Source organism: Pseudomonas sp. B10 (assembly GCF_900156235.1).
GTDB lineage: Bacteria > Pseudomonadota > Gammaproteobacteria > Pseudomonadales > Pseudomonadaceae > Aquipseudomonas > Aquipseudomonas siliginis.
Genome location: NZ_LT707063.1, coordinates 555332 through 568312 on the forward strand (window position 1 = coordinate 555332; position 12981 = coordinate 568312).

Consider the following 12981-nt stretch of genomic DNA (forward strand, 5'->3'; position numbering starts at 1 on the left):
AATGTATTTGATCAATGGACAACTGCACGACATTTACAGCCTCGACCAAGCGCTGCAGGACCTGCAACACGAGTTGCCGCAGCTGCTCGCGACCTCACTCGACCACAACACGGTCATCACGGCCGTGGCGGGTTTTGCCGAGCAGCTGCGTAGCGCGCCGACAAATCTGCCCCTCGACAGCGAACAACGGCAAGCCTTGATCGATTTCTGCCAACCCGAAGCCTTGACGACCAAACGTCAGCGCGAACTTGGCGCCGAAGCCGATTCCCTGCGTCGTTTCGATTATCGTCAGCCACGCTTCGAAGCCTGGCGTCCGCTCGGGCTGGTGGTGCACATCACTCCGGCCAACGCGCCGCTGCTGGCCTTTTGCGCGGTGGTGGAAAGTCTGCTCGCCGGCAACATCAACTGGTTGCGCCCCAGCCGCAGCGATCAAGGCCTGACGGCGCGACTGTTGCGCGCGTTGATGAACTGCGATGCGAGCGGACAACTGGCCGGTCACGTGGCGGTGGTTCCAGCGAGCACCGAGCAGATCGGCCAATTATGCAAATCGGCCAATGGTGTCGCGGCGTGGGGTGGCGAAGCGGCCCTGCAAGCCATTCGGCAACAGCTCGCGCCGGGTTGTCGCTGGATCGACTGGGGGCATCGCATCAGCTTCGTCTATCTCACTCCTGCATCGGCTACGCCAGAGGCGCTGGATGCCGTCGCCGACGAAGTTTGCCGACTGGATCAGCAGGCCTGCTCCAGCCCGCAATGGCTGTTGGTGGACAGCGACGACACGCAAGTCTTGCGCGATATCGGTGAACGCCTGGCGCAGGCCCTGCAACGACGCGCCGCACAGTGGCCGGCACTGGTGCCGACACGCCAGGAAGCTTCGCAAATTACCACGCACACGCAGATGGCCCGCCTCGGCCAGAGTTTTGCCGGTCACACCGGGCAAGTCTGGAATGGCCCAGGCTGGCGGGTGATCTGGACCCATGATCGGCAACTCGCACCTTCACCGTTGTTTCGCAGCGTATTGCTGCACCCGCTGCCGCAGGCACTATTGACGGCCACCCTGCTGCCGTGGCGCAACGTGCTGCAAAGCTGCGCGCTGGTGTGCGCACAACCGCAAATAGTCGAGCTTACCCATGCGTTGATCGCTGCCGGAGTCACGCGGATCGCACCGATCGGCAACATTCACGACGGCTACGAAGGCGAACCCCATGACGGCGTATATGCGCTGCAACGCTTGAGTCGGCGGGTATCGGTGAGTCTGGCGGCCACGCAACTGCCGAATCAGGCCAGTCTCGATCCAGCGCCATCAGCGGCGACGCCGTGCGCTGCGATCATGGACAAAGAAGCCTTCGTCGCCCAGCCCATCAACGATCAGGCGCAGTTGTATTTCCGCTCCGGAGGCAGCAGCGGCACTCCTGCTCTGGCCGGCTACAGCTATCGCGACTTTGATCGGCAGATGCGCGCGACCGCTGATGGCCTGTTCGCCGCCGGTCTGGATCCAGCACAAGACCGAGTCATGAACCTGTTCTTCTGTGGCGGGCTGTACGGCGGCTTTCTCAGCTTCAGCAAAGCGCTGGAACTGCTTGAGGTGACGCACCTGCCCATGGCCGCCCCTGCTGATGACGATTATCGGGAGATTGCTCAACTGATCATCGATCAACGGGTCAACGTGCTGGTGGGAATGCCCGCCACGCTGCATCGCCTTTTCTTGAATGAGCAGCAGCGGCTGCGCGCTTATGGCGGGGTTGAAAAAGTCTTTCTGGGTGGCGAGCACCTGAGCGAGCAGAACCGTGCATTGCTGCGCAGTTGTGGCGTGTCGAGCATTCGCTCGGCGATCTACGGCAGCGTTGATGCCGGCCCGCTTGGGCATGCCTGCGAGGATTCGGCGGATGGGGTTTTCCATCTGATGAGCGAGATCCAGCAGTTGGAGATTGTCGCGTTCGATGCGGATGTGCCGGTGATCGACGATCAAGTGGGACGGCTGCTGGTCACCTCGCTCGCCCGCGAGGGTGGTCAGCGCGTGCAGCGTTATGAGATTGGCGACAGCGGACGCTGGCTGCCGGGCGTCTGCGCCTGCGGGCTGACGTCGCCCCGCTTTGAACTGTTGCAACGCCACGGCAAGTTGTTGCGTATCGGCACTGACTTTATCTCCCTGAGCGAATTGGCGTCGCGGCTGCAAGTGCCGTTTCAGTTGCAGCTGGACCACAGCGCTGACGGCGTCGAGCGCATGCAACTGCATTGCGAACTTGCGACCGACATCGCTAAACACCGTCTCGCCGATTACCTGACCCTGATGACCGTGGTCGACAGCGGACTGTTGGTGCTGCAGATCGAACAATGCCCACCCGAGCACTTCGTTCAAAACAAACACAGCGGCAAGACGCCGCTGGTCATTGACTCCCGCCGCTGACGCTTGCCGTGAGCTGGCTCATTCGAATCAAGAAGAACACACGTGAAAACAACCGACTCGATTAGCGAATTAACGGGTTTCGCCCGTGAGCATTCGCCCTACTACAAGAACAGTCTCGCCAACATCCCCGAGGCAATAAGTTCACTGTGCGAACTGCCACTGCTTGATCCGGCAGACTTCTGGAAAGACAGCGCGGATCTGGCGCAATGGCCGGTCCTGACGGCCCCCATTGCCCACGCCCTGGTGTTCAAGACCGGTGGCTCAACCGGCGGCGGCAGGCTCTCCGTGTACGCCCGCACGGAATGGCAGCGCACAGTGGAAGATTTCGGCCGCAGTCTGAGCGAGAAATTCAGCCCCGGGGACCGTGTCGCCAACCTGTTTTTCGCTGGCGACCTCTACGCCAGTTTTCTGTTTATTCATGACTCACTCGCCCATGCTGGAACAGCTGTTACCGAGTTTCCGTTTACCGGCGAGGTTGATCCACCGAAGTTGGCCGATGCCATCAACCAGCATCGGATCAATGTACTGGCTGGCGTGCCCGCGCAATTACTGACCTTCGCCAGTTGGCTCAAACAACGCGGCCTTACGTTGCCCCTGGTTGATAGCGTGCTTTACGGCGGGGAGAGCCTGTTTGCCTCACAACGCCAGCTCCTTGAGCAAGTGCTGCCCAACGCGCGCATTGCCTCGATCGGCTACGCCAGCGTCGACGGTGGATTTATCGGTGCCAGTCATCGTGACTGCATCGAAGGAGAACATCGCACACCTGACGGCCACGTCCTGCTGGAGATTATCGATCAGCACAGCGGCGCAACGATCGAGGCCTGCGATCAAACCGGTCTGCTCGTATTGACCAATCTGCATCGCCACTTGATGCCGCTGATCCGCTATCCCGTCGGAGATCTTGCGTGCTGGCGCGAACCGCCGGGCACTGCACGACGCAAATTCGCCCTGAGAGGACGCAGCGGCAATAGCCAGCGGGTGCGGGTCGGCATTCTGTCGCTGATGACCGATGAAATCAGCGAAAGCGTACGGAGCATCACTGGCAGCGACGATTGGCAATTGCTGATCGAACAAGCCAACAGCGCAGATGTGTTGACGTTGAAATACGCAGTCATCGAACGATCGGCTCGCATCGACGAGAAACTTGAGGCCCGTTTGATCGAACTGTACCCGCCGATCGCGCAACTGCGGGCTGAACGGTTATTGGAGCTGCGCATCCACAGTTGCCGGTTCGAGGAGTTGGCGCGCCATCCTCGCGCAGGGAAAAGCCTGCGGATCGTTGACTTGCGCTGCTATGGCCCGGACGAGAGGGAGGTGCGTGATGAAGTCGTTGATCCTGCGCAATTACCGTGACACCGACGCCACGGCCGTCAGCCAGCTGTTTCGCGAGGTCTACGGTGATCATTACGTGCAAACCGACGTTTACATGCCCTGCCTGATCAATCAGAACCACGCCGACAAACGCTGGCATTCACTGGTTGCAGTGGAGGGAGAGCGGATTCTTGGTCATGCCACTTTGTATCGGCAAAGCGAAAGCTCGCACGATGCCGAACTGGCCTTGAGCGTCGTACATCCCGATACCCGTGGAAAGAACATTGCCACGCGGCTGGGCGGACAACTGCTGACTCATGCGCAGGCGTTGGGTTGTCGCAGCGTCTCGATCAAACAGGTCACCCATCACCCTTACACCCAACGCATGGCTATCAGACTCGGTTTTCACAACACTGGATTGTTGCCGGACTATGTCCGCTCACCCTTTGGTTGTAAAAAACCCGAGTCGATCGTGTTGGGCGTCCGCGCCATAGATGGCTATCAGCGTCCGCTGCCGGAGCAGATGTGGCCCACTCGTTACCGGTCATTGATGGAGCGTATGACGGCGGTGTTTGGCTGTTCACCCAGCGCAGCACGCTGGCGCGGCCCCTCCGTTGGGGTTGAACAACACGGCAATCGCCACGAAATGCTCGTGGAGAAACTCGAACCGGAACTGCTCGATCAGCTGAGAACGCTGCCCAGGCATTGGCTGATTTCGATTCGTCTACAGCTGTCACGACAGTTTGCCGTGGATCTGCACAGTCTGAATGCCATCGGTTTTGCTTTCACCGGCCTGGCGCCTGCACAGGATAATCGGGGGGGATGGCTGGCGTTGTTTCATCGGGGCTACCGCACGCGCCGGCTGACATTGCATTGTCCTTACATGCAGCAGTTGCATGACCAGGCACAACGTCACATCACTGGACGAGCCGCGCCTGCGGTGTAAACAGGCATGAGCCCGCACACGGATGAGCGGGCATCATCAGCAGACGTTACGCCTTTGCCTTCAGGCCTTTGTCGGACGGAACTGCAGCATTGCCTTCGCCATAGGTCTTTAGATTCTGCAGGACGTAAATGGCTTTCTTGAATTCGGGGATCAGGCTCTTGCCGTAGTAATTGCCATTGAGACTGTTGGTCTGGATGGCATCGAGCTGCGTGGCGAAATATTCCAGCGCGTTGAACTTGGCCTCCGGGTCTTTCTGCACGCCGAACCGGTCGAATTTGTCGCCGGCATTGAGCAAAGTGATCGAGGTGATCTCGGAAATCAGGCCGCGCCCGCGCAGGAACTCGCTCAGATTGCCCAGTTGCTTGACGGAAACGTTGGCCGGGTCGAAGCCCTTGATCTGCTTGCGCAAACCCTGCTTATCCATCTCTGCCACATTCAGCGCATTCGGATCATTGCCGACCAGCGTCAGCATCTGCTGCACTTTGACGCTCTGCGAAACCTGCTTTTTCGCGCCGGTATCACGAACCATTACGCCTGCCTTGCTTTCCCAGGCGCCGGTATAACCGATCGTCATGCGAGGATTCCTTGTTCGATGAGCATGAAATGTCCTTGTTCCAACCAATTGAATGGGCGCGAGTATCGGCCGATGCGCCTGATCGCACCAAGTCTTTTGTGCGCTTTTTTACAAATCTCGTACATTCATGACACCGAGCTTAAGGCCCGCAAACATTGGTTCAGAGCCGTCATCCTGATGTAACAAACGTGGCGATCCGGGGGTTTGTACCCATCCCGATACCAACCGGTCATCGCCCAGCGTTGTTTCGGCGCGCGAGCACCTAAAGCTTCGGCCCGCAACGACGATACGCTGTGATACCCGCCCTGTTTTTATTCCTGCCCTCCAACAAAAAAGCCGCTCAAGGATCAGTTCCATGCCCGCACTGCGCACTATTCAGGCTCGCTACACGCTGTTTCTGATTCTGTTCATCCTGCTGTTGTCCGTGCTGACCGTGGTCGGCATCAGCCAACTGGTGGCACCGACCCTGCGCGATACCGAAGAGAAGGTCGTGCTCAACCGCATCGCCGAAGTCGCCGTGCAGATCCAGGGCGAACTGAACAAGGTCCAGGCGCAGCAACGCAGCATCACTCAGACCATCCCTCTGCTCGACAGCGCCGCCATCGACACGGTGTTGCCAGGGCTGGTGGATCAGTACGGCGAGCTGAAAGTCTTCGGCGGCGGCATCTGGCCGTTGCCGGGCCAGCGTGAAGCCGGGCGCAACAAATTCAGCACTTTCTGGCACCGTGACGCCTCTGGCCAACTCAAGGTCAACACGTTCTGGAACAGCGATGCGGCGCCCAACTATTACGACCAGACCTGGCACAAGGGCGGCATGGCCACTCCGCGCGGCCAGTGCGCGTGGGCCGCTGCCTATAAAGACGACGCCAGTGCCGAGCCGCGCACCAACTGCGCCATGGCGATCTACAAGAACGGCAGCGCCTGGGGCGTTTCGACCATCGACGTGACCCTGGGCTTCTTCAACGACCTGGTGGCGCGCAAGGAAAAAGACCTCAACGCCGAAATGCTCATCGTCGAGGCGGACGGCAAGATCATCAGCAACAGCTCGCGCATCAGCGGCCCGATCGTGCTGAAGAACATCAGCGAACTGGCAGCCAGCTCGACCTTCGTCAATCAGATCAAGACCGGCCTGCAGAATCGCGATGCAGCACAACGCGTCGAGTTCGATAACAACGGTGAAGACGCCACCTTCTTCATGCGCCCTATCGAGGGCACACCGTGGTTCCTCGCCACCGCCCTGCCGACCAAGATGCTCACTGCCCAGCGCGACGACGTGCTCCATAGCCTCAGCCTGATCCAGATTCCGCTGGTGATCCTGCTGGTGCTATTGCAGGTTTACGCGATTCGCAAACTGGTGCTGCGCATGAAAGCGCTGAAGGCCAACATTGATTCGCTGTCCAGCGGTGACGCCGACCTGACCCGCCGCATCACCATTCGCGCCGAAGACGAACTGGGCGCCATCGGTCACTCGGTCAACACCTTCATCGCCTATCTGCAGAACATGATCGGCGAAGTCACCCAGGCCACCGGCGCCATGGCTTCCAGCCTCGACAACCTGCAGCGCACCTCGGCACATACCGGCCAGATTCTGCTGCGTCACGCTTCGGAAACCGATCAGACCGTCACCGCCATCAACGAAATGAGCTCGACTGCTGAAAGCGTCGCGCAAAACGCCGCTGAAACCGCTGCATTCACCCAGCGTGCCAATGAGAACGCAGACCGCTCGCGCGTCGTGGTGGGTGAAGCGACCAATAGCGTGGTCGCGCTGATCGACGAAGTGGCCAGCGCTACACACAAAGTTGAAAACATGCAGCAGGACGCCCAGCGCATCACTGAAATCCTCGGCGTAATCGGCGCGATTGCCGGGCAGACCAACCTGCTCGCCCTCAACGCGGCGATCGAGGCGGCACGTGCCGGTGAACAGGGTCGCGGCTTTGCAGTGGTGGCGGATGAAGTCCGCGCCCTCGCCGCCCGCACTCAGGCCAGCACCTCGGAAATCAACGAGATGTTGACCCGTCTGACCCAAGGCGTGAGTTCCTCGGTCAGCGCCATGGAAAACACCCAGGCCAGTTGCCAGTCCGCCGCTGACGCCACCGCCCGAGTCAACTCGGGACTGGACGAAATGGCCGGTTCGGTCAGCCACATCAACAGCCTCAGCACGCAGATCGCCACCGCCGCCGAACAGCAAAGCGCAGTGACCGAAGAGATCAACCGCAGCATGGTGCAGATCCGTCACATGGTCGATGAACTTGTGCAGAGCGGCCAGGCCAGCGAGCTCAATACCCGCCAGTTGCTCGAAGCCAACAGCCGCGTGAGCGCAATCATGGGGCGGTTCAAGGTCAGTTAAGCCAACCGCGACCACGGGGTTTTGGCCTTTACGCCAATCCCCTGTGGGAGCAAGCCTGCTCGCGAAAGCGATTTTTCAGTCACTGTATCTGCGCCTGGTCGACCGCATTCGCGAGCAGGCTCGCTCCCACATTGGTTCGGCTGTCTTGTAGCAACTGGAAACACTCAGTTGATGCCGGGATGGAAAAACCGGTCAAAATGCGCTCTTGCTGACCTTCACCGAGTCGAGAGCCCATTCCCATGCGAAGCCAACTGCGTCTGCTCGCCCTGAGCGCCCTGTTCACCTCCTCCCTGGCGCAAGCCGCCGATTTGATCCCGATCGAAGTGCACCGCGATGCCAATTGCGGCTGCTGCAAAAAGTGGATCAGCCATCTCGAAGCCAATGGCTTCAAAGTCGAAGATCACGTCGAAAGCGACATGAGCAGCTTTAAACAGCAGCACGGCGTACCACCGCGTCTGGCGTCCTGCCACACGGCGATCATCAATGGCAAATTCGTCGAAGGCCATGTGCCGGCCGATCAGGTGCTTGCGTTGAGCAAGCGCGACGATCTGCTGGGTGTGGCTGCACCGGGCATGCCAATGGGCTCGCCGGGCATGGAAATGGACGGCATGAGCGATGCGTATCAGGTTATCGGCCTGAAAAAGGACGGCGCTGACGTGGTAGTGGCGGACTACCCGGCCCGTTGATGGGGGCAGCCTACTTCGGCCTGTTCTTTGCTGCGTTTGGTGCGGCAACTTTGTTGCCATTGCAATCCGAAGCGCTGCTGGTCGGCCTGATCGTCAGCGAGCGTTACTGGCTGTGGGGTTTGCTCGCGGTGGCGACGCTGGGCAACGTGCTCGGTTCACTGGTCAACTGGTGGCTGGGCCGTGGCATCGAGCGCTTTCAGGATCGACGCTGGTTTCCGGTCAGTCCCAAGCACATGGTCAAGGCGCGCAAGCACTACGAGCGCTATGGGCATTGGTCGCTGCTGCTCAGTTGGCTGCCGGTGATTGGCGATCCGCTGACCTTGATTGCCGGCGTCATGCGCGAACCGCTCGGGCGCTTTCTGTTGATCGTCACCCTGGCCAAAGGCGCGCGCTATGGCGTGCTGGCCCTGCTGGCACTTGGCTGGCTCGGTTGAACCAACCCTTCCTGTGATTGCCTTTGTTTAACGTCGGCGTAATCCCGACCTTCCAGAGTCAGCCAATTTTCAAGGAGTTTGTGCTTATGTCCGTCACGCTTTCCCGCTGGCTGCCCGGCCTCGTCCTCAGCGCTGCCCTGCCATTAATGGCGCACGCAGCCACTGAAACCGCCCCCGCCGAAGGGCCTGCCTATGGCCCGGAGCTGCAGGGTTTCCAATATCCCTACACGCTTAAACACTTCGCCTTCGAATCCCAGGGTCAGAAACTGCAAATGGGTTACATGGACGTCGCCGCCAATGGCAAGGCCAACGGCCGCACTGTGGTGCTGATGCACGGCAAGAATTTCTGCGCAGCGACCTGGGACAGCTCAATCAAGGCCTTGAGCGACGCCGGCTACCGTGTGATCGCGCCGGACCAGATCGGTTTCTGCACCTCCAGCAAACCTGAGCACTATCAGTACAGCTTCCAGCAACTGGCGACCAACACCCAGCAATTGCTCAAGGCGTTGGGCATTCAGAAATCAACCCTGCTCGGCCACTCCACCGGCGGTATGCTCGCCACCCGTTATGCGCTGCTGTTCCCGGAGCAGGTCGATCAATTGGCAATGGTCAACCCGATCGGACTGGAAGACTGGAAAGCCCTCGGCGTTCCGTATCGCACCGTCGATCAGTGGTATCAGCGTGAATTGAAGGTCACGGCCAAGGGCATTCGCGACTATGAGCGCACCACCTATTACGATGGCCGCTGGAAGCCCGAATTCGATCGCTGGGTCGACATGCTCGCCGGCCTGAGCAACGGTCCGGGCAAGACCCAGGTCGCGTGGAACTCGGCACTGATCTACGACATGATCTTCACGCAGCCGGTGTACTACGAGTTCAAAGACCTGAAGATGCCGACCCTGTTATTGATCGGCACCTCCGACACCACCGCCATCGGCAAGGACCTCGCACCGCCGGAAGTGAAAGCGAAAATCGGTCATTACGAGGTGCTCGGCAAACAGGTCGCCAAGCTGATTCCGCAGTCGACGCTGATTGAATTCCCGGGCATGGGTCATGCGCCGCAAATGGAAGAACCGGAGAAATTCCATCAGGCGCTGCTCGGCTGGCTGGGCAAGACTCCTTCCGCTCCATGATGAGGTAAGCCGATGACGGTGCAGATTGCAGTGATCGATGACTGGCAGGACGTGGCTCGCGACGTGGTCGACTGGTCCGTGCTGGAGAGCATCGGTGAAGTGACCTTCGTGCATGATTACCCGGCCGACAACGCAACACTGGCCGAGCGCCTTGGCAAGTACGAGGTGATCTGCGTGATGCGCGAACGCACGCGCTTCGACGCCGATTTGCTCGGGCGCTTGCCCAATCTGAAGTTGCTGGCCACCGGCGGCATGCGCAATGCCGCGCTGGACATGCCGGCCGCTGCAGCGCTGGGCATTAAGGTCTGCGGCACCGACAGTTACAAACACGCCGCACCGGAGCTGACCTGGGCGCTGATCATGGCGGCGACCCGTGATCTGGTGAAGGAAGCCAATGCCCTGCGGGCCGGCCAGTGGCAGCAGGGCCTCGGCGGCGATCTGCACGGCAAGACCCTAGGTATTCTCGGTTTGGGCAGCATCGGCCAGCGCGTCGCGCAGTTCGGTCAGGTGTTCGGCATGCGGGTGATCGCCTGGAGCGAAAACCTCACCGCCGAACGCGCTGAACAGGCCGGCGTGACGTACGTCAGCAAGCAGCAACTGTTCGAGCAGGCCGACGTGCTGTCGGTGCATCTGGTGCTCAGCGAGCGCAGTCGCGGTCTGGTCGATGCCCAGGCGCTGGAGTGGATGAAACCGACTGCGCTGCTGGTCAACACCGCACGCGGGCCGATCGTCGATGAAGCGGCGTTGATCAAGGCGCTACAGAAACGGCGCATTGCCGGGGCGGCACTGGATGTGTTCGAGCAAGAGCCTTTGCCAGCCCTGCACCCGTTTCGCACGCTGGACAATGTCCTCGCCACGCCGCATGTGGGGTATGTCAGTCGGCAGAATTACGAGCAGTTCTTCCGGCAGATGATCGAGGATATTCAGGGATGGGCAGCTGGGCAGCCGGTGCGTCTGTTGAATTGAGTCCATCACTTTAAAGTTGAGTTGCTTCAACCGCCCTCTTCGCGAGCAGGCTCGCTCCCACAGGTTGTACGCGATCCAATGTGGGAGCGAGCCTGCTCGCGAAGGGGTCATTTCAGATACCACGCTGAAATACCCTCGCACCACAACGGTGCAACCCGCCCATCCCCTAGCACAAAACCGTGACTACCCAGTCACTGTTTTGGCCCACGCCGACCGAAAAACATGCCCTTCGTCGGAGCGTTTCCCCTCCTGAACCCTCGCTTACATCCCGACACAACCGATTGTCGAACAATTTACCCATTTGCCCCGACCCGCTCTAGGATCTGGCCTAGACTGATTTTTCAGTGGCCAAACCACTCGGTCATACCGACGAAAAAAAGTCGAAACTTTTGCTTCACGCCACAGGTCATCAGAACAACTGGGCGAAAGCGACTGGTGTAATCCTTGCAACGGCCTCACCACCCATTCTGCTTGCGCGTGTTGGGTCAGCATTTGCTCACCGATGCGTGGCGCCTTTGCGCCCGGCCACAGGACTTGGCCACGAAACAGCTTGTTCGAGACAAGAATCAGATCACACACGGGAGATACATATGATCAGTGCGGCATTGGATATTCAGGGAGAGCGTGCTCACCAGTCGCTTGGAGAATCGAGCACCATCAGTGTTCCCGGCAGCCGACAGATCAACGTACCCGGCACCAAGACGCTTGCTCCGGTAGCAAGCCAGAATCCCAACAAGAAAAAAGTGTTGTTCGTGACTTCGGAAATCGCCGATCTGGTCAAGACCGGCGGCCTCGGTGACGTCTCCGCCGCCCTGCCCCGGGCCATGGCTCATCTTCATGATGTGCGGGTGCTGATTCCCGGTTATCCGCAGGTGGTGCACAGCGAAAACCCGATTCACATCATCGGCGAGCTGGGTGGCCACGCCGCGCTGCCACCTTGCAAGATCGGTCGCATGGACATGCCCGATGGCCTGGTGATCTACGTGTTGATCTGCCCTGAACTCTACGAGCGTGAAGGTGGCCCTTACGGCGCCAACAACGGTCGCGACTGGCCGGACAACCATATCCGCTTCGCCCGTCTCGGCCTGGCCGCTGCCGACATTGCCGCCAATCTTGCGCAAATTCACTGGCGCCCGGATCTGGTGCACGCCCATGACTGGCCGGCTGGCCTCGCGCCCGCTTACATGCACTGGCGCGGGCAGCGCACGCCAACGCTGTTCACCATTCACAACCTTGCCTACCAGGGCGTGACCAGCCTTGGTTCCTGCCCGGAGCTGGGGATTCCCACCCATGCGCTGCAGCAGGAAGGCATGGAGTTCTACGGCAAGATGTCGTTCCTCAAGGCCGGCATGGCCTATTCGAGCCATATCACTACGGTCAGCGCGACGTATGCGCAGGAAATCACCACGCCTGACTTCGGTTGCGGCCTCGACGGCTTCCTTGCTTCCAAGACCCAGCAAGGCCTGCTCAGCGGTATCCCGAACGGCATCGACGAGAGCTGGGATTCGGCGACTGACCCGCACCTGTTCGCCCCTTTCGCCATTGGCGACTGGGAAGGCAAAGCGGTCAATGCCGCCCATGTCCGTGAGCTGTTCGGCCTGAATGACTCCACCGGCCCGCTGTTCGCCGTGGTCTCGCGACTGGTCTATCAGAAAGGTCTCGACCTCACCGAAGCGGTGTCCGAGTTCATCGTGCAGAACGGTGGCCAGATAGCGATCATCGGTCGCGGCGAGCCGGAAGAAGAGCAAGCCATGCGTGAACTGGCCCTGCGCTTTCCTGGCCAGATCGGCGTGCGCATCGGCTTCAACGAAACCGATGCCCGACGCATGTTCGCCGGCAGCGATTTCCTCTTGATGCCATCGCGTTACGAGCCTTGCGGCTTGAGCCAGATGTACGCCCAGCGTTTCGGCTCGCTGCCGGTCGCGCGCAACACCGGCGGTCTGGCCGACACCATTGAAAACGGCGTCACCGGTTTCCTCTTCGATGAGTCCACCGTTGATAGCTATAAAGAAGCCCTGAGCCGCGCGTTCAAGGTCTTCGCCTTCCCGGAACTGCTCAATGCCATGCGCTGCCGCGCCATGGCTGCACCGTTCAACTGGAGCAAAGCGGTTGAACCTTACGCCGAACTTTACGAACAACTGGTCGCCAAGGCGTTGGGTAAAGCCAGCCACAAATAACCA

Annotated in this window: 9 protein-coding genes and 2 pseudogenes; 10 read left to right on the forward strand and 1 reads right to left on the reverse strand. The window is 59.9% G+C overall.

Annotation, left to right across the window (positions count from 1 at the left end):
• Window position 1: 1 nt before the first annotated feature.
• From BXA01_RS02470 to BXA01_RS02480, 3 genes are read left to right on the forward strand one after another with little or no spacing between them, the layout of a single operon-like run.
• Complete coding sequence (locus BXA01_RS02470; RefSeq protein WP_076563046.1) at window positions 2-2404, forward strand: aldehyde dehydrogenase family protein; 2403 nt, start codon at window positions 2-4, stop codon at window positions 2402-2404.
• A gap of 42 nt (window positions 2405-2446) precedes the next feature.
• Window positions 2447-3757 carry a phenylacetate--CoA ligase family protein gene (locus tag BXA01_RS02475; RefSeq protein ID WP_076563048.1) on the forward strand — a complete coding sequence of 437 codons (1311 nt, stop codon included), beginning with the start codon at window positions 2447-2449 and terminating at the stop codon, window positions 3755-3757.
• The gene (locus BXA01_RS02480; protein WP_076563049.1) at window positions 3726-4661 is read left to right on the forward strand and encodes a GNAT family N-acetyltransferase; all 936 of its coding nucleotides are present in this window, start codon (window positions 3726-3728) and stop codon (window positions 4659-4661) included. Before BXA01_RS02475 ends, BXA01_RS02480 begins: the two co-directional genes overlap by 32 nt.
• Before the next feature lie 46 nt (window positions 4662-4707).
• Here the strand turns inward: BXA01_RS02480 and BXA01_RS02485 are convergent, their stop codons facing one another.
• Complete coding sequence (locus tag BXA01_RS02485) at window positions 4708-5235, reverse strand: hypothetical protein (protein WP_024012886.1); 528 nt, start codon at window positions 5233-5235, stop codon at window positions 4708-4710.
• Between the two features lie 355 nt (window positions 5236-5590).
• Here BXA01_RS02485 and BXA01_RS27525 point away from each other — a divergent pair.
• The 7 genes and pseudogenes from BXA01_RS27525 to glgA all read left to right on the forward strand — a co-directional run.
• A pseudogene (locus tag BXA01_RS27525) lies at window positions 5591-6673 on the forward strand (cache domain-containing protein); the annotation flags it as partial.
• 381 nt (window positions 6674-7054) lie between these two features.
• A pseudogene (locus BXA01_RS27530) lies at window positions 7055-7582 on the forward strand (methyl-accepting chemotaxis protein); the annotation flags it as partial.
• Window positions 7583-7821: 239 nt separating this feature from the next.
• Window positions 7822-8268 (forward strand): DUF411 domain-containing protein, encoded by a 447-nt coding sequence (locus tag BXA01_RS02495; RefSeq protein ID WP_076563052.1) that lies wholly within the window; start codon window positions 7822-7824, stop codon window positions 8266-8268.
• Entirely contained in the window at window positions 8268-8702 is a 435-nt protein-coding gene (locus tag BXA01_RS02500) for a YqaA family protein (protein WP_076563054.1), read from the forward strand. Before BXA01_RS02495 ends, BXA01_RS02500 begins: the two co-directional genes overlap by 1 nt.
• A gap of 86 nt (window positions 8703-8788) precedes the next feature.
• The gene (locus BXA01_RS02505) at window positions 8789-9835 is read left to right on the forward strand and encodes an alpha/beta fold hydrolase (protein ID WP_076563056.1); all 1047 of its coding nucleotides are present in this window, start codon (window positions 8789-8791) and stop codon (window positions 9833-9835) included.
• Between the two features lie 12 nt (window positions 9836-9847).
• Window positions 9848-10801: a D-2-hydroxyacid dehydrogenase family protein gene (locus BXA01_RS02510; protein ID WP_076563058.1), complete on the forward strand. Its 954-nt coding sequence runs from the start codon at window positions 9848-9850 to the stop codon at window positions 10799-10801.
• A gap of 590 nt (window positions 10802-11391) precedes the next feature.
• Window positions 11392-12978 carry a glycogen synthase GlgA gene (glgA, locus tag BXA01_RS02515; protein WP_076563059.1) on the forward strand — a complete coding sequence of 529 codons (1587 nt, stop codon included), beginning with the start codon at window positions 11392-11394 and terminating at the stop codon, window positions 12976-12978.
• The last annotated feature ends 3 nt before the right edge of the window (window positions 12979-12981 follow it).

Coding starts and splice junctions, on each gene's coding strand:
- BXA01_RS02470 (WP_076563046.1), top strand. CDS start 2: ATGTATTTGATCAATGGACAACTGCACGACATTTACAGCCTCGACCAA.
- BXA01_RS02480 (WP_076563049.1), top strand. CDS start 3,726: ATGAAGTCGTTGATCCTGCGCAATTACCGTGACACCGACGCCACGGCC.
- BXA01_RS02485 (WP_024012886.1), bottom strand. CDS start 5,235: ATGACGATCGGTTATACCGGCGCCTGGGAAAGCAAGGCAGGCGTAATG.
- BXA01_RS02495 (WP_076563052.1), top strand. CDS start 7,822: ATGCGAAGCCAACTGCGTCTGCTCGCCCTGAGCGCCCTGTTCACCTCC.
- BXA01_RS02500 (WP_076563054.1), top strand. CDS start 8,268: ATGGGGGCAGCCTACTTCGGCCTGTTCTTTGCTGCGTTTGGTGCGGCA.
- BXA01_RS02505 (WP_076563056.1), top strand. CDS start 8,789: ATGTCCGTCACGCTTTCCCGCTGGCTGCCCGGCCTCGTCCTCAGCGCT.
- BXA01_RS02510 (WP_076563058.1), top strand. CDS start 9,848: ATGACGGTGCAGATTGCAGTGATCGATGACTGGCAGGACGTGGCTCGC.
- glgA (WP_076563059.1), top strand. CDS start 11,392: ATGATCAGTGCGGCATTGGATATTCAGGGAGAGCGTGCTCACCAGTCG.